Source organism: Vreelandella salicampi (assembly GCF_013415105.1).
GTDB classification, from domain to species: Bacteria; Pseudomonadota; Gammaproteobacteria; order Pseudomonadales; family Halomonadaceae; genus Vreelandella; species Vreelandella salicampi.
The window spans coordinates 109,880-128,216 of the sequence record NZ_JACCDF010000007.1 but is presented as its reverse complement, the minus strand read 5'-3'; the positions used below and the strand labels follow the sequence as shown (position 1 = coordinate 128,216).

General features: G+C 56.2%; 16 protein-coding genes. 7 read left to right on the top strand and 9 right to left on the bottom strand.

The annotated features are described in order from the left end of the window. Positions 1-2: 2 nt before the first annotated feature. Together HZS81_RS09555 and HZS81_RS09550 are read right to left on the bottom strand one after the other, a co-directional pair. Positions 3-3,116: an efflux RND transporter permease subunit gene (locus HZS81_RS09555; RefSeq protein WP_179930326.1), complete on the bottom strand. Its 3,114-nt coding sequence runs from the start codon at positions 3,114-3,116 to the stop codon at positions 3-5. Continuing rightward, positions 3,116-4,213 (bottom strand): efflux RND transporter periplasmic adaptor subunit, encoded by a 1,098-nt coding sequence (locus HZS81_RS09550; RefSeq protein WP_179930325.1) that lies wholly within the window; start codon positions 4,211-4,213, stop codon positions 3,116-3,118. Before HZS81_RS09550 ends, HZS81_RS09555 begins: the two co-directional genes overlap by 1 nt. Positions 4,214-4,384: 171 nt before the next feature. On the opposite strand from HZS81_RS09550, the gene HZS81_RS09545 reads away from it, so the two are divergent. Further along, complete coding sequence (locus HZS81_RS09545; RefSeq protein ID WP_179930324.1) at positions 4,385-5,569, top strand: BaiN/RdsA family NAD(P)/FAD-dependent oxidoreductase; 1,185 nt, start codon at positions 4,385-4,387, stop codon at positions 5,567-5,569. On the opposite strand, the gene HZS81_RS09540 is transcribed toward HZS81_RS09545, so the two are convergent. The 4 genes from HZS81_RS09540 to HZS81_RS09525 all read right to left on the bottom strand — a co-directional run bounded on the left by HZS81_RS09540 (position 5,566) and on the right by HZS81_RS09525 (position 7,729). Next, positions 5,566-5,871, bottom strand: coding sequence for a YqjK family protein (locus HZS81_RS09540; RefSeq protein WP_179930323.1), 306 nt, complete (start codon positions 5,869-5,871; stop codon positions 5,566-5,568). The genes HZS81_RS09545 and HZS81_RS09540 overlap by 4 nt on opposite strands. Then, positions 5,846-6,250: a phage holin family protein gene (locus HZS81_RS09535; RefSeq protein WP_179930322.1), complete on the bottom strand. Its 405-nt coding sequence runs from the start codon at positions 6,248-6,250 to the stop codon at positions 5,846-5,848. Before HZS81_RS09535 ends, HZS81_RS09540 begins: the two co-directional genes overlap by 26 nt. Next, complete coding sequence (locus tag HZS81_RS09530) at positions 6,250-6,582, bottom strand: ElaB/YgaM/YqjD family protein (protein ID WP_179930321.1); 333 nt, start codon at positions 6,580-6,582, stop codon at positions 6,250-6,252. Before HZS81_RS09530 ends, HZS81_RS09535 begins: the two co-directional genes overlap by 1 nt. 85 nt (positions 6,583-6,667) lie before the next feature. Further along, entirely contained in the window at positions 6,668-7,729 is a 1,062-nt protein-coding gene (locus HZS81_RS09525; protein WP_179930320.1) for a phospholipase A, read from the bottom strand. A gap of 163 nt (positions 7,730-7,892) precedes the next feature. On the opposite strand from HZS81_RS09525, the gene mscK reads away from it, so the two are divergent. After that, complete coding sequence (mscK, locus tag HZS81_RS09520) at positions 7,893-11,189, top strand: mechanosensitive channel MscK (protein WP_179930386.1); 3,297 nt, start codon at positions 7,893-7,895, stop codon at positions 11,187-11,189. Here the strand turns inward: mscK and HZS81_RS09515 are convergent. Beyond that, positions 11,186-11,941, bottom strand: a complete 756-nt coding sequence (locus HZS81_RS09515) for a TlyA family RNA methyltransferase (protein ID WP_179930319.1) — start codon at positions 11,939-11,941, stop codon at positions 11,186-11,188. The genes mscK and HZS81_RS09515 overlap by 4 nt on opposite strands. Before the next feature lie 3 nt (positions 11,942-11,944). Then, complete coding sequence (locus HZS81_RS09510; protein ID WP_194249341.1) at positions 11,945-13,945, bottom strand: hypothetical protein; 2,001 nt, start codon at positions 13,943-13,945, stop codon at positions 11,945-11,947. A 341-nt stretch (positions 13,946-14,286) separates the two neighbouring features. Between HZS81_RS09510 and HZS81_RS09505 the strand changes: the two genes are divergently transcribed. From HZS81_RS09505 to HZS81_RS09495, 3 genes are all read left to right on the top strand, one after another. Beyond that, positions 14,287-14,613, top strand: coding sequence for a DUF1820 family protein (locus tag HZS81_RS09505; protein ID WP_179930317.1), 327 nt, complete (start codon positions 14,287-14,289; stop codon positions 14,611-14,613). A 61-nt stretch (positions 14,614-14,674) separates the two neighbouring features. Further along, complete coding sequence (locus tag HZS81_RS09500; RefSeq protein ID WP_179930316.1) at positions 14,675-15,313, top strand: TIGR04211 family SH3 domain-containing protein; 639 nt, start codon at positions 14,675-14,677, stop codon at positions 15,311-15,313. Positions 15,314-15,337: 24 nt separating this feature from the next. Continuing rightward, positions 15,338-15,970: a class I SAM-dependent methyltransferase gene (locus tag HZS81_RS09495; protein WP_179930315.1), complete on the top strand. Its 633-nt coding sequence runs from the start codon at positions 15,338-15,340 to the stop codon at positions 15,968-15,970. Positions 15,971-16,021: 51 nt separating this feature from the next. On the opposite strand, the gene HZS81_RS09490 is transcribed toward HZS81_RS09495, so the two are convergent. Continuing rightward, the gene (locus HZS81_RS09490) at positions 16,022-16,615 is read right to left on the bottom strand and encodes a YajG family lipoprotein (RefSeq protein WP_179930314.1); all 594 of its coding nucleotides are present in this window, start codon (positions 16,613-16,615) and stop codon (positions 16,022-16,024) included. Positions 16,616-16,678: 63 nt separating this feature from the next. On the opposite strand from HZS81_RS09490, the gene HZS81_RS09485 reads away from it, so the two are divergent. Beyond that, positions 16,679-17,362 carry an alpha-ketoglutarate-dependent dioxygenase AlkB family protein gene (locus tag HZS81_RS09485; RefSeq protein WP_338401839.1) on the top strand — a complete coding sequence of 228 codons (684 nt, stop codon included), beginning with the start codon at positions 16,679-16,681 and terminating at the stop codon, positions 17,360-17,362. A gap of 155 nt (positions 17,363-17,517) precedes the next feature. Beyond that, complete coding sequence (locus HZS81_RS09480) at positions 17,518-18,336, top strand: shikimate 5-dehydrogenase (protein ID WP_179930313.1); 819 nt, start codon at positions 17,518-17,520, stop codon at positions 18,334-18,336. Position 18,337: the final 1 nt, after the last annotated feature.

Here is an 18,337-nt window from a genome sequence, read left to right as displayed (position 1 = left end):
GGTTAATGACCTTCCGGGGCGTGTTCTAATTCGCGCTCAAGGCGGGCTTTGACCGCGCCAGGGGAGCCGGTACGGCGGGCGAGCAAATCATACGCCACCGGTACCACAAAGAGTGTGAAAAGCGTCGCCGCCCCAACGCCCGCCATAATTACCGTGCCGATCACCAAGCGTGATTCGGCACCGGGTCCGCTTGAGACCACCAAAGGAATCGCTCCGGCCATGGTGGTCACCGCCGTCATCAAAATCGGGCGTAAGCGCGTGACAGCCGCTTCCACCAGCGCATCGTGAAACGCAAAACCTTGATCGCGCAGCTGATTGGCAAACTCCACGATTAAGATTCCGTTTTTGGCCGCGAGCCCTACCAGCATCACCAGCCCCACTTGGCTGTAGATATTCAGCGATTGCCCGGTGACATAAAGCGCAAGCAGCGCACCGCTTATCGCCAGTGGCACCGTCAGCATGATCACGAACGGATGCACAAAGCTCTCAAACTGAGCAGCAAGTACCAGAAATACCACCAAAATCCCTAATCCTAATAAAAAGGTCGTCGCACCACTGGCTTCTTGATAATCACGAGAGGCGCCTTTTACGTCTGTTTGCGCTTCGGCAGGCAGTATTTGATTCACCGTCGCGTTTAAGTAGGACAGTGCCTCACCCAGCGGGTAGCCGTCGACCAAGTCAGCTTCAATGGTCACCGCGCGCAGGCGGTTAAAGCGGTTGAGGGTGCTGGGGCCGGCAAAGTCGGTCATGGTGACCAAGCTTGCTAACGGAATCAGCTCGTTTGAGCGTGCCGAGCGCACGTGAATGTTCTCCAACGCACGCGGGCTTGGGTGGGCTCCTGATTCCCCTTCTAAAATCACGTCGTACTCTTGGCCATCGTCAACGTAGCGGGTAACGCTGCGTCCCCCGAGTAGGGTTTCCAAGGTACGGCCAATTTCGCTGATGGTGACGCCTAGCGCAGCGGCACGGGTATAGTCGATATCTACCCGTAGCTGGGGCTGGTTCTCTTCAAAGTCACTCTCTAGCCCGGTCAAGCGCGGGTTGTCGTTTTCAATGTGCTCGATGAGCGTATCGCGCCACTCGGCAAGTTGCTCGTAGGTGCCGCCGCCGATCACAAACTGCACGGGCTTTTCAGCGCTGGAGCCAAAGCCTTGGCGCATCACCGGGAAAGAGCGCACCCCGGGGAGATCACTCAAGGTTTGGCGAATGTCATCCATAATCGGCCAGGCACTGCGTCGGCTGTCCCAGTCCGCCAAGTTAATGATGACAAAGCCGCCGTTGAAGTTTTCGATGTTGCCCCAGCCGCGGGGTGCGCGTACCACAACGCGTTCGATTTCACCTTCTTCCACCATTGGCAACAGGCGCGCTTCAATTTCATCCATGTAGTCGAGCATGTAGCTGTAGGTCGCGCCGGGCGGGCCGTTGACGATGATAAAAAAGTTACCGCGATCTTCCTGCGGGGTGTACTCGTTGGGCAGCTCGGCGTTGAGCCATACCATGGCCCCGATCAACGCGAAAAAAAGCACCACCACCAGCAAACGCAGCGCTAAGACGCGCTTTAGTAGCCAACGGTAAGCGTTTTGCGTGGTGGTCAGCACGGCTTTTACCCCGTGGGCGATACGGCCATCGTGCATGTCCACTTTTAGAATTTTCGACGCCATCATCGGGGTGAGCGTCAACGCCAGTAGACTTGATAGCGCCACGGCGGCCGCAAGCGTCAGAGCAAATTCGGAAAACAGGCGGCCAATATCGCCTTGTAGAAAACTCAAGGGGATAAATACGGCAATCAGTACCAGCGTGGTCGCAATGACCGCAAAGGCAATTTGGCGCGAACCGCGAAAGGCGGCGACCAGGGGAGGTTCGCCGTACTCCTGCATGCGTCGATGAATGTTTTCCAACACCACAATGGCGTCATCCACGATCAATCCAATAGCGAGCACCAGCGCGAGTAGGGTCAGTAAATTGATGGTGAACCCCATGGCGGCAAGGGCGGCGAACGCACCAATGAGCGCAATGGGGACCGTAACAGCAGGAATTAGCGTGGTGCGGATATTGCCTAAAAAGAGAAAGATCACCACCACGACCAGGCCCATCGAGACAAATAGCGTGATGAGCACTTCTTTGATCGCGCCGGAAACGAACACCGAAGAATCGAAGTTCATGCTAAGCGTCATGCCATCCGGCAGGGTGTCCTGCAAACGCTGCATTTCGGCCTGCGCGCCTTGTGAGATTTCCAGCACGTTGGCGGTGGACTGCTTCATCAACCCCAGGCCCACCATCGGCACGCCGTTACCGCGGAAAATGGTGCGCTCCTCGACCGCGCCGATTTCCACACGGGCGACGTCATCCAGCCGCATCAGGTAGCCGTTGTCGCTTTGCGACAACACCAAAGAACGAAAGTCCGTAGGCGTGCTGAAGTTGCGCGGCAGGCGCACGATAAACTGGCGCTCGCGGGATTCGATGGCACCACCGGGCAACTCCACGTTTTCTTCGCGCAGTACTTGTTCCACGTCGCCGACGGTGAGATCGCGGGCGGCCAATGCATTCGCATCGAGCCACACACGCATGGCGTATTCACGCCCGCCGCCCACGCGGACTTGGGCAACGCCAGGCAGTACCGAAAGGCTATCCACTAAGTAGCGGTCGGCGTAGTCGGTGAGCTCCGCCATGCTGTAGTTGTCGCCGGAGAGACTTAGCCACAGCACCACATCGGAGCTTGAGTCGGCTTTTTGTACTTCAGGTGGGTCGGCTTCTTCGGGCAGGTTGTCGAGGGAGCCAGAAATACGATCGCGAATATCATTTGCCGCCGCGTCGATGTCCATATCCAAGCTGAATTCGACGTTGATGCTGGAACGGCCATCTTCGCTGCTCGATGAGATCACCTCGATTCCTTCGACGCCGGAAATGCGGTCTTCCAATAACTGCGTAATGCGGGTTTCCACAATGCTTGCCGAGGCGCCAGGGTAGCGCGTATCGATTCCAACGATGGGGGGATCGATCGAGGGATACTCTTGCAGCGGCAAACGCTCCAGGGCGAGTAGGCCAAAGGCGACAATCAACGCGGCCAATACGGTTGCGAGCACTGGGCGCTGAACGGAAATATCCGATAAACGCATCAGCGGCGCTCCTGACGTATTAGCTCAGAGACGCTGGTATCATCGTTTAACACGCCAAGTAGCTCGGGCGTTTGGCCTTCACGCACGCGCTCGGTGCCGTGGGCGACGACCAAATCACCGCGCTCAAGTCCGGCGACAATTTCCACTTCGCCTTCGCGCCGCGAGCCGAGTTTTACTTCGCGCCATGCCACGCGGTTGTTATCCCCGGCGTCCAAGTACCACACATAGTGGTGTTGCCCTTCGGGCACGATGGCGGATTCTGGCAAGACGAGTGTCTCGCGTGGTGTCGGCGCAAGCGTGACCTGCATGAACATGCCAGGACGTAAACGGAGCGATGGATTATCAACTTCAGCACGCACGGTAACACTGCGCGATACAGGATCGACGCGGGTGCCGACGGTAGCGACGTCGCCGTTAAAGGCGTCATCCGGATAGGCAGCGCTGGTGGCGGTAAGCGCAAGCCCTGATGAAAGCTCGCCGAGATAGACTTCCGGTACGCTGAAGTCGAGCTGCATCACATCCAGCTTATCCAGGGTGACTAGCTCCATGCCGGGAGTGACCAGGGTGCCTAGGCTAATATCGCGAAACCCGACTCGGCCGCTAAACGGCGCTTCCAAGCGGTAGTTAGCCAAGCGCGCTTCTAATGCTTCGGCCTCGGCAGTGGCTTGGCGCAGCTGCGCCTGATTGTCCTCAACGTCAGCGCGTGCCGAGAGGTTACGCGCCTGGAGTTGGGTGACGCGGTTAAGCGCATTGCGCCGTTCATCCTCCAGCGCGCGAGCGGCTCGAAGCTGGGCGCGCTCCTCAGTATCATTAAGCTGGATCAGACGCTGCCCAGCGTCAACGAGCTCACCGTCATGAAAATTAATCTCCGCCACCGTGTCGGTGACCGTGGCCGAAAGCGTAACACTCTCATCGGCTCGCAATGTGCCGAGCGCCTCAATGGGGTCTGACCAGCGTTTCAGCTCCGCGCTTGCTGCGATAACCGGCGGCGGTGATTGTGCCCACGCGGTGCTAGCGTTCAATACAGCACCAATGGTTAACGACAGGGTGAGCGCAAGCGTTAATCGCCGAATATAAAGAGAGGGTGTGCGTTCCATGAGCTTCTCAGCGGGTAGCGGTAAAGTCTTAACGTCTGTTTGGTCGATAATTAATTATACAAAAGCTATATGATTTTTTGACACAAGTACACAGGAAGCAAGATAGCCCGTTACGCTGGCGATTCACTCGGCAGCTGGTACCCTAGGCGCTTTATTACAGGGATACCCAACATGACGTTTGATGTGGTAGTAATCGGCGCGGGTGCCGCCGGCCTTATGTGCGCGGCGCAAGCTGGCTATGCCGGGCGCCGCGTGCTATTGCTCGACCATGCGAATAAAGCGGGTAAAAAAATTCTGATGTCCGGCGGTGGTCGCTGTAACTTTACCAATCTCGCTACCACTCCACAGCACTTTTACTCAGAAAATCCTTATTTCAGCATCTCCGCGCTTAAGCGTTATCGCCCTGAGCACTTTGTCGAACTTGTCGAGCGCCACGGCGTTGATTACGTTGAAAAAGCACCCGGGCAGCTGTTTTGTGCTACCTCAGCAAAAGATATCTTGCATGTATTGCTCACCGAATGTGAGTGGGCGGGCGTTGAAGTGCAGCTGAAAACACGGATTGATAGCGTCGAGCGTAATGGCGAGGGTATGCGCCTCACCACCTCCAAAGGGCGCATCGATGCCGGCGTCGTGGTGGTCGCCAGTGGTGGGCTTTCGATCCCGACCATGGGGGCGACGGGGTTTGGCTATGATATCGCCCGCCAATTTGGGCTTGAGGTGCTGCCTACACGCCCGGCGCTGGTGCCGTTTACCCTGAGCGAGCCGTGGAAGTCGCGCTTTGCCGAGCTTGCCGGCGTTAGTGTGGAAGTATCTGTGAGTTGCCGAGAAAAAACGTTTCTCGAACCCATGCTCTTTACCCATCGCGGCATTTCGGGCCCGGCGATGCTGCAGATTTCTAGCGTCTGGCAGCCAGGCGATGCCTTGAGCCTCAATATGTTGCCGCATGAAAACGCTGGTGAGGCATTACGACACGCACGCGAAATAACGCCTAAACGCCAGCTTTCGACGTGGTTGGGGGAGCGTTTTCCTAAGCGGTTGGTTCAAGCGTTAATGAGCTGGTACGTCGATGAGCAGCAGAGCCGACCATTAGCGCAGTACAGCAATGCTGAGCTTGACGCGTGGGCGGCGCGGCTTAATGCCTGGGAGCTCAAGCCTTCAGGCACAGAAGGGTGGCGCACCGCGGAAGTCACGCTTGGAGGCGTGGATACCGCGGTGATTTCCTCAAAAGACTTCAGCGTGAAGGGGTTACCTCAGCTGCGTTTTATCGGCGAAGTGCTCGACGTCACCGGCGAGCTTGGCGGGTTTAACTTTCAATGGGCGTGGGCAAGCGGCGTGGCCTGCGGGCAGGCGTGTTAATGCGTTAGCCGTCTGAGTTTTTTCAACGCCACGTAGCCTGTGAGGGCGCGTTTCCCGATATAAACAAGACGCCCTGGCTGGCGCAAAACTTTCCACACGACAATGCCGCCGAGCAAGGTAAGTGGCGTTTTGAAGCGGGTGACTTGTTGCCAGCTGGCATCCAACGGAGCGCCTGCACGTTGCAGGCGCAAACTCTCCACCATCATGTCAATACGCTGCTGCTCCAAGCGGTTTAACAGCTCACGTTTGCGCTCGGCGCGCGACAAAACCTTGGTGTCAGTGTCTTTCATGGGGCTCGGCATCGTCGTCTAGCTCCATTAGCGCTCGATCCGTGGAGAATTGGTTCAGCGTCTCTTTTAGCAGCGTATGCCGTTTCGCTTGGCGAATAGCGATAATACCTAGCAGTAAGCTGGTAAAAATCAAAACACCGGCACTGACGCTAATAGCTACAATTCGGTAGCTGTCCCAAAAAAGAATAATCACCAGAGCCGTTAATGTTGCTACTCCTAAGAGCAGCAACAAAAGGCTAGCGCCAGCAAGCAGAATCAACGTAAGTAAGCGGGCGCGCTCTTCCTCTAATTCCAGCACTGCTAAACGCAGCCGCGTTTCGCCATTAGCGAGCAGTGTATGGAGCAAGCGTTTAGCAGCGGAAAAGACGCGTTGGCTTGGCCCTAGCGCCATTACTTACGCCCGAGCAGTAATCCTACGACAACGCCAGCCGCCGCACCGATGCCGATACTGGACCACGGATTGTCATGCACATAGCGGTCACAGCAGTCGACTTGTTGGGAGAGTGAATCGCGGGTATCGGTATAGATTTTTTCACCCCGGGCCTCTAGACGCGAGCGGGTGTCTTTTAGACGACGCTCAGCACGCGAGCGCAGATCGCTCATTTCAGTGCTTGCGTCTTTAGCCGTGGCGTTAACCAGCTCCTCGACGGTTTCGCTGAGTTGACGCAGGTCTTCTTTGAGTTGTTCAGACTGTTCGGAATAATGTGAAGGACGTTTAGCCATGAGGTCTTCCTTTGACGGTAAAATTGATATAAATGCCACTATCAGCATAGCAGTCACAGTGAATGAGACAAGAAGGGTTAGGCCACTAGCGGTTTAATCCGCTGGGGGTAAACAGCGGATTAAGGCTAAAACCCATGCTTAACCGGTGCACACGATGGTCATAATCAATCAGGCTCTCACCGTAGCCGTAATAGTACTGCACATGGGCACGCAGGTTATTAAACACAGGCCAGCTGTAGTCAATTTGGGTACCGTAATTGCCATGCTTGGGGTTACCGCGCCACTGCGCGATGACTTCGTGATCGCGATTAAGCCGTTTAGCCAGGCGAATGTCGCCATAGCCCATGTAGTGGTGAATATCGGGGTTATCATCATCGCTTTCCGCTTCGGGAATGCGCCAATGGGGGGAGAGCATAAGCGCCCAATCACCGCGCTGAAAAATGCTTTCGGCATATACTCGATTCCAGCTGCGCGATAGGGGGTCAGAGCGTCCGTTAGACTGATGGTTCAGCGCAATACGGTTACGGGCATTGATCCAACCAAAAATATCCCAGGCGTTATCAAAATCGATAAATAGCTCAGGCTCATAATTAGTTTCACGAAACGGTGAAGAGGCGTCCGTATTGTAGGCTTGCCACCAGCTACGCTGGGTGTATCCAAAGTAAAGATCACCTTGGCCGAGAAGCACCCCGCTTGCGATGCCTACTTTGGTACTGAACTGGAACTTTAACTCCGTCGGGCTAGGCGCCGTGCCGGGTTCGATAGAGCGAAAACTCTCACGGTTTGGGTTGGCGTTGTAGCTAAGGGGCAGCAAATAATTGGTGCGGTGCGTGGTAATTGAAAAAGGGTTGCGGTTAGAAGCCTGTTCGAGTTCGCGCCGCTCGTTGATATCTTCAATGGTGGTAGCCTGACCCTTATTCGCAGTCTGTATATCGGCGTGCTTAAAGAATGCGTGGCGAGCGCCATCTTCTTTACGCTTTTCTATGTCGTCAAGCTCAGCTTGAAGCGCGCTTAACTCACTGTTGAGCGTTTGAATACGCGCTTCAATAGCATCGGCGTCGCGTTTGGGCGATTGCGCGTTGGCGTCGACCGCAACCATTAGCGTTAAGGAAAGAAGCGTCGCTAACCATCGGTACCGGATAACCATGTTATTGACTCGTTTTTTAATGAAAGGGTAAATGCCAATGTTGTTTTATCACGCTCTTGGGGGAAGTCAACGTGTCTTGATTGCTCCGGGCGTAACAAGCGCTGACAATACGCCCAAGCGCTAATTATGAGCGCCTTCATAAGGGGAGTCGAGGGTGACGGAAATGTTTGGTTGGCGGGGTTCAGCCTTTTGGCGCGTGTTCTTGGTCAGTATCTGCTTGTGGGCAAGTGCGGTGTGGGCAGTTAGTGTCGACGATGTACCTCCCCCAGACACGCTGCGTGAGCGCTTAGCGCAGTTAACACAAAGCGAGAGTGAGCTGTCGGCAGAGCAGTCGCGCCATAAGGCTGCCCTTGAGGCATCGCTGCAAGCCTATGAACATTTAGCCTTACTTCAAGAGCGCCATGAGACGCTGGAGCAGCGCGTTGAGCGTGCTCCCAATGAGCTTCGGCGTTTGGAGCGTGAGATAGCTCAGGCGTCGCAAGACGTTGAGCAAGTATCAATGGCACAGCTAAGCGAACAGCCGCTTGACGTCTTGGAGACAGATCAGGCGCAAGCGACGCTGGCGCTACAGCAGCAACAAAATCGGCTCGCAGAAATCAATGCCCAACTGTTGGCGGCGCAAACGCTACCGGAGCGGGCGCAGCAAGCGATTACTTCAGCGATGCAACGCGCGGAACGCTTGCGCCGCGAGTACGACGCCTACGCGTCGCGGTTGGTGGATCGCCAGCTTTCTGAACCAGATGATCCAGAACTGATGCGGTTACGCTTAGCGCGAACGCTGGCAGAACGTGAAATTAGTTTTCATCAGGATGAGTTAAGCACTAATAGCCGCCTGCGTGAGTTAGCACAAGAGCAGCATGAACTCGTTACTCTCAAAATCCGTCAGCAAGAGCAACGCCTTGATCGGCTGCGAAGCGTGATTGAGCGTAAGCGCCGGTTGCTTTCTGAGCAGGCCATTACCGATGCCACTCGGGATGATCCGCTCATTGCGGCGGGACACCCGGTTGTTGCCCGTGCGCAAGAGATCAACCAAACACTGAGTTCAGAGCTGCTGCGGGCGACAGACCGGGCCAACGGCGTGGTACGGGAGAACATTGAGACGCAGCGCCAGCTCGACAATATTCGCCAGCTGCAGCGCACGCTGAATGAGCAAATTGACGCAATCCGGGGGAGTCAGCTGTTATCGCGGATTCTGCGTGAGCAGCGCCAATCTCTACCGAACGTTACATTGCGGCGTGACCTGCAAGAGGAGATTGCCGATTTACGCTTAAAACAGTTCGATTTAATTCGCCAGCGCGATCAGTTGCGCCAAAGCGAGCGCCTCGCCTCGCAGCGCCTGGAAGAGGCTGGCGTTGAGGTGACGACGGGGCTGGTGGACTCGCTGATACGGCTATATCAATCGCGCCGGGAGTTGGTGGAGCAGCTCGAGCAAGTCTATGGTTCGCTGCTGAGCGCGGCCATTGAACTACAGCTCAATCATCAGCAGCTGGTTGCGACCACGCGAGAGTTGCGCGAAACCATTGATGAGCAGCTGTTTTGGGTCGCCAATAGCCGTCCGCTGGATGTGAATTGGTTACGCAATCTCCCCAGGTACCTGCAAAGTGAATGGTCGGAAGGGGAGTGGCGTTCGGTGCTGGCATCGCGCTTCTCGCCTGATGCTTGGGCGGCGCTAAGTGGCGGGCCATTGCTGCTTCTTGCAGCCATATTGGTGACGCTGCGGCGGCGGATTAAAGCACGGTTGGCGGCGTTGCATGCGCAAATAGGCCGTTTGAAAAGCGATACCCAACGGCACACGCCCAAAGCCGTGTCCTTGAATGCGCTTTTAGCGCTGCCGGGAGGTTGCGTGCTGGCAGGGTTAGGGGTTGGCTGGCAAGCACCGGCACTGATTCAGCTCGCGTTTTTGTGGGTCATGGTGGGTTTAGGGCGTCGTTTGCTGGTCCCAGGTGGCGTGGCTGAGTACCACTTTAATTGGCCTGCCACGTATAACGCCCGTTTAAGGCGCTGGTTGGGCGGCTTGGGGATCGCGCTGGCGCCGGTGGTTTCGATCGCGGCGATGACCGAGGTGATTCAAACGCCGTTAGCGATGCGCCCGCTTGCTTTTACATGTTTCTCCTTGGGGCTTCTCGCCATGAGTGTGTTGTTGGCGAAGCTGGTGTTGGCCCATGTGCCGTTTTTTGGCGTGCGCCTCTTTCGCCTTGTGCTGGGGCTAGCAATAGCCGCCGTGCCACTTGTTCTTTTGGGGGTTGTGGCGTGGGGCTATGAATATACGGCGCTTAAGCTAATAGGGCGCTTTGTGGTGACGCTTTATCTTTTGGGCCTGTGGATAGTGGTAGAAGCCACCGTGGTGCGTAGTTTAGCGGTGGCCGCCAGGCGATTGGCCTACCGCCGTGCGTTGGCGCGGCGCCATGTGCAAGTCCAAGAGGGCGCTGAAGGTGGGGCAGACGTGGTGGAAGAGCCACCGCTGGATATGGAGCAGATCAACGCGCAGTCGCTGCGCCTCTCGCGTTTGATTCTACTGATTGCGTTCACTGCGTTGTTGTACGTCGTGTGGTCTGACCTGTTGGGGGTGCTGAGTTACCTGGACCAGATCCTATTGCTAGAGGCGGCCGAGGGTGAGTTGGTCGAGGATGTCCTATCGATTTCTGATCTATTTGCGGCGCTGTTGACTGTCGCCGTGACGTTTATTATGGCGCGTAACTTGCCGGGGCTTTTGGAGGTAATGGTGCTGTCGCGGCTGGCGTTAAAGCAGGGGAGTGCTTACGCCATTAGCTCGCTGCTGTCTTACACCATCGTGGGCACCGGTGTGGTGATGGCACTAGCCACCCTCGGCGTATCTTGGGACAAACTGCAGTGGCTGGTGGCGGCGCTCAGTGTCGGGTTAGGGTTTGGTCTGCAGGAAATTTTCGCTAATTTTATTTCGGGTTTGATTATTCTGTTCGAGCGCCCGATTCGCATTGGTGACACGATCACGCTGGGAAACTTACACGGCACGGTAAACCGGATTCGCATTCGTGCTACCACGGTGACTGACTTTGATCGTAAAGAGATCATTATTCCTAATAAAACTTTTGTGACCGATCAGCTGATCAACTGGTCGCTTTCAGACAGCGTCACGCGGGTGGTGCTGACGTACGGCGTCTCCCATGGCTCTGATTTGCCTAAAGTGCATGAATTGCTGCACCAGGCCGCTCAAGAAAACTCACGCGTGTTAACCGACCCCGAGCCGCAAGTGTTATGCCTAAGTTACGGGCCGCATAGCCTCAACTTCGAGCTGCGCATTTTCGTTAACAACCTGCTTGATCGCCTCTACGCTGCCGATGAAGTGAACTGCCGGGTGGATGCGCTGTTCCGCGAGGCGGGCATACGGGTGGCTTTCGAGCAGATGGACGTGTGGCTGCACGGCGACGAAGCGGCGCCCGTGCGCGTGCAGTCAGCGAAGTGCATCGAAAAGCGTGATTAACGCTTGACGGCGTGAAGAAGAAACTCGCGGTTGCCATCGCCGCCAGTAATCGGGCTCTCCTGCCAGTGGGCGATAGCAAAGCCGCATGCAGCACAGGCGCTGCGTAATTTCTCTTCTACGTCGTGGTAGCGGCGAGCGTCACGCACCACGCCGCGCTTATCCAACGCGGCCGGGTCAAGCTCGAACTGCGGTTTCACTAGCGAAATAAGCTCACCGCCCACCGGCAGCAGCGCGGCGATTTCCGGCAGAATCAACGTTTGCGATATAAACGACACATCCATCACCGACGTGCTGAGCGGATAGGTAGCCAGCACGTGCAAAAGCGCTGGCTGGCCTTGCATGGCGCGGGCGTTGATGCCTTCCAAGCAGGTAACACGTGGGTCTTCCCGCAGTGCCGCCGCGAGCTGGCCATGGCCGACTTCGATACCAATGACATGCCGCGCCCCAAAGCGTAAAGCGCAGTCGCTGAAGCCGCCGGTGGACTGGCCGACGTCAAGCACGACGTGGCCATCAAGGCGCTTATTTAACCTGCTGAGTACGGCTTCAAGCTTTAACCCGGCGCGGGAGACGTAGCGCTCTTCCGGGTCGTCTTCCACCTGCAGCGGCGTGTCATCAGGCAGTTTTTCGCTGGCTTTGGTCAGTGTGGTGTGTGTATCCACACGCGATACGCGCCCATGGCGGATCAGCCGCTGGGCGCGAGTGCGAGAAGTGGCCAGCCCTTGGCTGACCAGTAGTTGGTCGAGACGTGGCATGGCTTATTCTGGAGGTCCGTCCGGCAAAGGACCTTCTTCAGCCTGCAGGTCGGTAGGGGGCAAACGGTCGCGCCCCCAGCTGCGATACAAATATCCTTTCACCTGTTCAATTTCGTCGTCGGGAATGGTGGCTAACTCGCCACTCTCCAATGGGTCAAAGTGGTAGATATAAAGCCGGGAGACAAACTGCTCAAAAAGCAGTGAGGCTTCGCCGAAGCGCTCGCCGTTACCCGCCGTGCTAACGATGACATCGTCACCCCAATCTTGGCCGCTGTCGTTATTGGGGTTGTAGAAGTAAATGCGCATATTGCCTTCCGGGTCGATTGAGGCGCGCAAAATGGTAATCGCGTGCCAGCCGATAAAGCGCCCGGCGCTGTCGGTGACCGCAATGCCCGCGGGTTGCGGGTGTATCAGCGGCTGGTTGCCGTTGTAATAAGGGTGATAACTGACATAGAAATGGCGCAAAAAATCGTCTACATGGATGAGCTTTCCGGTGCCTACGTCTACGTTGATGCGGAAACCACGGCCGGACCACCAGCCGTGAAATTCAGGGTTCACCCAGCGATGCGGGTCGCCTTCGCGGCCGATACAGCGGCGCCCCATTTCGGCATAAATGCGATCAAGATGGGGGACCACAATCAAGGAAACCGGGTCGAGGTCCATGGGCAGTTCCGTGGCGACGCCCGAGAGGCTTGCCATCGAGGAGATTGGCTGACCCTCAAAGTGCATGATGATTTCGTCATCCCGTGCCGCCCAAGCGACCATCTGCAACAGGTAGTCGGGGTCATTATAGGCCCACATCGAGAGCGCTCGCGCGGATTGGCAGGTAGGGTTATTGCCTTGCCCCACGCCCAAAGGCAGCCCAAGCATGCACAGTACGCCTTCGAGTAGCCGCGCTCGCGGTGAGGCCATTTCACCATAGGCGATGTTGAGCCGTGCTTGGGACCACTCAGAGAGCTTTAGCCCTAGCTGGCGCCATATGGCCGGTGCCACTGGGGCTTGGTAGAGGATGCCGCGTTCTAGCAATAGCGCAAGTCCGTACACCGCTTGTGCGGTGGCGGGAAAAACCCCACCGCGGATCAAGGCGTGAACCAACTCGCGATAGCACAGCAAGCAGTCCCGCCCGGTAGAAGAGAGCCCTAGCGCTTCGGAGACCAAATGGTCGCTCGCGTCCAGTAAGTGACGTAATAACACCGGGTGATAAGGCGAGACCAAGCCGGTATCGTGCATGGCGCGGGCAAACCCGGTGGCTTCAGCCTGAAGGGCGGCGTTGTCCATACGCTCTAGGCGTTCGCGGTAGATGTCGACTCCGGGGTCTTCTTGACACGCTTGTGTCGGGCCATAGAGCGAGCTCACTAGGCGCGTCGCGCCTTGTCCGCTGGCGCCCAAGTCAATGTCTGGATTGGTCTGGCACAGCGCGATCTGAGTGATCATCTGCTTGATGGCATCGACCTGAATGGGGCGCTGCTTCAGGATGCGCCAAATCTCGTCAATTAGCCTATCGACGATATACACGTAGCCGATACCTTCGGCCAGGTGTTGAAATAACTGACGCGGAATATTGGCGAGTTTCCCTTGGGTTTCACGCTCGGCTTCCGAAGGGGCGGAAAATAGCAGCCACAGGTTGAGCGCCATTACCTGGGTCAAGTAGTGATGGGCGTGTTCGGCAGAAACGCTATCGTGAACGTAATCGCCTTTTGCCACGGCCAAGAGCCGTAGCTCGCTCATCGCCTCGATCACTACCACAATAGGATCAGGGCTTTTAAGGGCAAATGTGGTGAGCGATGGCACAAGGTATTGCGGAGTTTCCCAGTCGGAGCCCAAAAAAACGCCGGCTTCTTCAAACGTAGCCGCGCGAGCTTCTATTGCCGCGCAACCGCCGGGTTGAAGCAGTACCTGTCGCGCTGTATCCATCACTTGAGGTAGCTTGGCCGCTTTAGACGAAGCGGGCTCCTGCGCAAGCTGGTAAACCGCCTCATCCAACGGCTTTACAATGTCATTCAGCTGATCGTCTCCCTGGGGAGATGTATTGTTTTCCGTCGTCACGGTGACTCCTTAGCCCAACTATTGCGGGAGATTATACATAGAAGTCGATAGCTTCTTGAGGTTTTAGTAAGTCACGAAGGTGTGAGCCTCTTCGCATGAAGTAGGCCAGGCCCCAACGGGTACCGGAAGCAGTACGCCTGGTGACGGTTTCATCCATTGGCATCGTGAGTTCACCTTACAGCTGAGGGGGCTCGGCGGCTATGGCGTCATTATCCGCCCACTCAACGCTTTTGGGTGCTGAAAGCCGAGCTATGGTAGGCTAGCAGGCTTTATCATAGATTATAGAGGACTGGGCCAAGATGGCGGCCAAGCCGATCTACCGCGTAGTGGTGCACCAGCAAGGTGAAGTGTGGGAACTCTATGTTCGCGAAATCTTTCAAAGCGAGCTGTGGGGGTTTATCGAGGTGGAAGAATTTGTCTTTGCCGATGCCAATCGCGTGGTGATTGATCCGGCAAGCGAGAAACTCGAGCGTACTTTTGAAGGCGTTAGCCGCAGCTATTTGCCGATGAATGCCATCGTGCGCATTGATGAAGTTGAGCGAGAAGGCCCGCTTAAAGCGGTAAAAAGTGATGCCCGGGTGGCGGAGTTTCCACGTCCCTTCCCGATGCCACCACGAAATGAGTGAAGCGACGCCTGACGCGGCGCAGCGCTTTGTATAAAGGTCTAAAACGTTTAAGGCACTGTTTATGCGAGTGAAAACTTGTCGTGTACGCGCCGCTGCTATGGCGCTTGGCGTGCTGCTTAGCGCAGTAAGCGCCTCTGCCGTTGCCCAATCGGGAAATACCGCCTGGGTGTCCGATGAACTTAGTACCTACGTGCGTAGCGGCCCGACCGATGGCTATCGCATCGTGGGTACGCTAACCGCCGGAGAGCAGGTACAAGCCCTTGAATCCAGCGGCGATTATACCCGCGTGCGCGATAGCGACGGTGATGTCGTATGGGTGTTGAGCGATGAGCTTCAGGATTCGCCCAGCGCGAGCGAGCAGTTACCCGAACTTGAGGCTCGAGTCGACGAGCTGACTGCCGAGCTTGAAGGCATCAATGAGCAGTGGGAGCAGCGTGTCGCCTCCATGGTCGAAACACTTGAGATGCGTGAAGCGCGCATTGCCGAGCTTGAGAACCGCAATGCGGCGTTAAATAGTGAGTCTGATAAGCTGCGTCAAGAAGTCCGCTCGCTACAGGCACGGCTTGATACCCAAGAAGAAGACCTGCTGTTGCGCTACTTTATGTACGGCGGCGGTGTAGCGGGTGCGGGGTTGGTGGTCGGTTTAATTGTGCCGCACCTGCCACGTCGGCGTAAAAAACGCGACCGTTGGTTTCAATAAAGGGTTTCAATAAGGAGAGCGTTGATGCGCGAGCAGTGGCTAAAGCGCTGGCGTGAAGGGCGCATTGGCTTTCACTTAGCGCAAACCCACCCAGCGCTTGTGCGCCACTGGAAGGCGCTTGAAGTGCCCAGGCGAGCCAAAATACTCGTGCCGCTGTGTGGCAAAAGCCTGGATATGCGCTGGTTGTCTGAACTTGGGCATCCGGTGTTAGGTGTGGAGCTTGCGCCTGAGGCAATTGAGCAGTTTCTTGCCCAGCGCAGCGGTGAAATATCGCGTTACCATCAAGCCGGTTTTGATATTGCTCGCCAAGGCAGCGTTGAACTGTGGCAGGGCGATTTTTTCCACCTGCATATCCGGCAGGTGGATGAAGTCGAAGCCTTTTATGATCGTGCTTCATTGATTGCGCTGCCGCCTGCTACCCGCCAACGTTACGCGCTTCACCTTGCCCAGCTAGTCCCTCCCAGGGCGAAAGGGCTACTGATCAGCCTACAGCATTGCGACGATGACGCCGGACCGCCCTACAGCGTCAGCCAAGAAGAGATTGATGAGCTGTTTATGCCTAACTTCCGGTTGGCAAAGCTGGAAGAGGGCGCGCCCGATGAACGCGGCTTCGTGGAGAGCGTGTGGGCGTTAGAACGACGTGGGCCACTGACATAAGCGGCCTACGCGGATGTTGGATATTACGCTTAAAAGGTTAGTGCATTGCTGTTAGCGTGCCAAAAGCTCTGCGAGTTCAGGGTCGCTAAACGCGCGGTTCAGACCATCGCTTAACAAGTCGTTCAGCATGCGCGTATTGGCCGCTGCACCGGGTTTGACCGCAAAGCTTTGGGTGCGCCGAGACGTGTAGGTGCCAGTGTAGGTCGTGCCCTGGTGGCGGCCAATGGCGCGGAAGACACCTTCAAGCTGTGCTTCATCCAGCGCTAGTTGGCTGCTATCACCGTGAACATACTCAAGGCTTGCCAGCTCCAATATCAGCGTAGGGCGGCCGTCGGCTTCTTCGGTCGTCGGGGAGAAGCCCATATCCCGCACGGCGCGTTCGGCCTCATTTTGTAAGTGAGGAATCAGCTCGTGGCTACTAACGGTGATGGTAGATGTCGACATTCCCGAACTGCTGCGCCGGCCGATCACATCCGAGTCGCGCCCGTCTTGTGCAATCACCGTCACGCTTTGCCCTTGGCCCATCTGCGGTACGTCGGCGCTGCGCGTGGGTGAAAGACTGAGATAGTGGGGGCTCGCGCAGCCCGCTAACCAAACACTGGCAAGCAAGGCTCCTGATAAAGTAAGAAAGCGACGCCGTAACATTGGATTCTCCGCTATGACTAAAGCGTTATTATAACGCGGGTAGCGCGTTGGCGGTATGTTCAGGTGACCGACTTTGTTTGGCTGCTTCAGCGCTGCACTGTTTCGCTTGGTGAAAACACAATAGGCATCGCTATGACGTCTACGGATCTATTTGAAAACGACGATATGAAGTTGATTAATCTGCTTCCACGCGATGGGGTGGTCCACTATCACGGCAAAATCCTGGATGCAGTCACCGCCGATAGGTCTTTGGATAAGTGCATTAGCGAATTACGCTGGGAACATGATCGCGCGTTTATTTACGGGAAAGAGATTGTCACCAAAAGAAAGATGGCGTGGTATGCCGATGCGCCGGTCTCCTATACATACTCTGGATATACCAAGGTGGCGTTGGTTTGGCCGGACTTTTTACGTGAGATCAAACAGTTGGTGGAAAGCCACAGTGGGGACGTATTCAACTCGTGCTTGTGTAATTTTTATAGCGCCGGCGAAGAGGGCATGAGCTGGCACAGTGATGCCGAAAAAGATCTTGTCGAAAATGGCTCAATCGCGGCGTTGAGCCTTGGCGGCGAAAGAAAATTTTCGTTTAAGCATAAACAAACAGGGGAAACGGTGTCGCTTACGTTGGAGCACGGTAGTCTGTTGATTATGAAAGGCACCACACAGAAAAATTGGTTACATAGCCTGCCTAAAACCAAGAAAAATGTTGAACCTCGGGTTAGCCTTACGTTTAGGCAAATGTGTTAGCCATTCTAATACTCATTTACACCCAAAATTCCAGAAAGATCTGGCATACCGCGACTGGTTAGTCGATATGCGGAACTTAATTTAGGCCACTCTCTGCTCACCGACAAAGGGCATCGCACTGCTCGCGCCATTCCCCGGCACATGGAGTTCAACCAATGACTAGACAGATCAACAAGGACACCACCGTCTGTATCTCCCTCGCCGCCAGGCCGAGCAATTTCGGTACCCGCTTTCATAACTTCCTTTATGACAAGTTGGACCTTGATTACCTCTATAAGGCTTTTGCCACTGATGATATTGCGGCGGCCATCGGCGGCGTCCGGGCGCTCGGCATCCGAGGATGCGCCGTCTCCATGCCCTTCAAGGAAGACGTGATTCCACTGGTGGATGCGTTGGATCCGTCTGCTGAGGCGATCCACTCCGTAAACACCATCGTCAACGATGATGGCTTCCTGAGAGCCTACAACACCGACTACATCGCCATCGCCACCTTGCTGGCCCAGTATCGGCTGCCGACTGATCGTGTTTTTGCCCTGCGGGGCAGTGGCGGCATGGCCAAGGCCGTCGCCTGCGCCCTGAAGGATGCCGGGTTTACCCAGTGCTATATCGTTGCCAAAAACAAGCAGACCGGCCCCGCCTTGGCCGAACTGTGCGGCTATGAGTGGACACCGGATATGGAAGGCATTGATGCCGATGTGTTGATCAACGCCACGCCGCTCGGCATGGGCGGTGGCCCGGAGGCAGAGACGTTGGCCTTCACCAAGGAGGAGGTCAACCGCGCCAGCGTAATCTTCGATGTGGTGGCGCTGCCGCCGATCACTCCTTTGACCCGCTATGCCCGCACTCAGGACAAAACCGTGATTGCGGGTAGTGAAGTGTTTGCCATCCAGGCGGTGGAGCAATTCGTGCTTTATACCGGCACCCGCCCCAGTGACGAGTTATTCCAGCAGGCTGCCAGCTATTCGAGAAGCTAAC

Bases quoted from the DNA above. Each gene is read 5' to 3' on its own strand.
- HZS81_RS09515 (WP_179930319.1), bottom strand. From the start codon at position 11,941: ATGCCACGTCTCGACCAACTACTGGTCAGCCAAGGGCTGGCCACTTCT.
- HZS81_RS09555 (WP_179930326.1), bottom strand. From the start codon at position 3,116: ATGCGTTTATCGGATATTTCCGTTCAGCGCCCAGTGCTCGCAACCGTA.
- HZS81_RS09480 (WP_179930313.1), top strand. From the start codon at position 17,518: ATGACTAGACAGATCAACAAGGACACCACCGTCTGTATCTCCCTCGCC.
- HZS81_RS09505 (WP_179930317.1), top strand. From the start codon at position 14,287: ATGGCGGCCAAGCCGATCTACCGCGTAGTGGTGCACCAGCAAGGTGAA.
- HZS81_RS09490 (WP_179930314.1), bottom strand. From the start codon at position 16,615: ATGTTACGGCGTCGCTTTCTTACTTTATCAGGAGCCTTGCTTGCCAGT.
- HZS81_RS09550 (WP_179930325.1), bottom strand. From the start codon at position 4,213: ATGGAACGCACACCCTCTCTTTATATTCGGCGATTAACGCTTGCGCTC.
- mscK (WP_179930386.1), top strand. From the start codon at position 7,893: ATGTTTGGTTGGCGGGGTTCAGCCTTTTGGCGCGTGTTCTTGGTCAGT.
- HZS81_RS09540 (WP_179930323.1), bottom strand. From the start codon at position 5,871: ATGCCGAGCCCCATGAAAGACACTGACACCAAGGTTTTGTCGCGCGCC.
- HZS81_RS09500 (WP_179930316.1), top strand. From the start codon at position 14,675: ATGCGAGTGAAAACTTGTCGTGTACGCGCCGCTGCTATGGCGCTTGGC.
- HZS81_RS09525 (WP_179930320.1), bottom strand. From the start codon at position 7,729: ATGGTTATCCGGTACCGATGGTTAGCGACGCTTCTTTCCTTAACGCTA.
- HZS81_RS09545 (WP_179930324.1), top strand. From the start codon at position 4,385: ATGACGTTTGATGTGGTAGTAATCGGCGCGGGTGCCGCCGGCCTTATG.
- HZS81_RS09535 (WP_179930322.1), bottom strand. From the start codon at position 6,250: ATGGCGCTAGGGCCAAGCCAACGCGTCTTTTCCGCTGCTAAACGCTTG.
- HZS81_RS09495 (WP_179930315.1), top strand. From the start codon at position 15,338: ATGCGCGAGCAGTGGCTAAAGCGCTGGCGTGAAGGGCGCATTGGCTTT.
- HZS81_RS09530 (WP_179930321.1), bottom strand. From the start codon at position 6,582: ATGGCTAAACGTCCTTCACATTATTCCGAACAGTCTGAACAACTCAAA.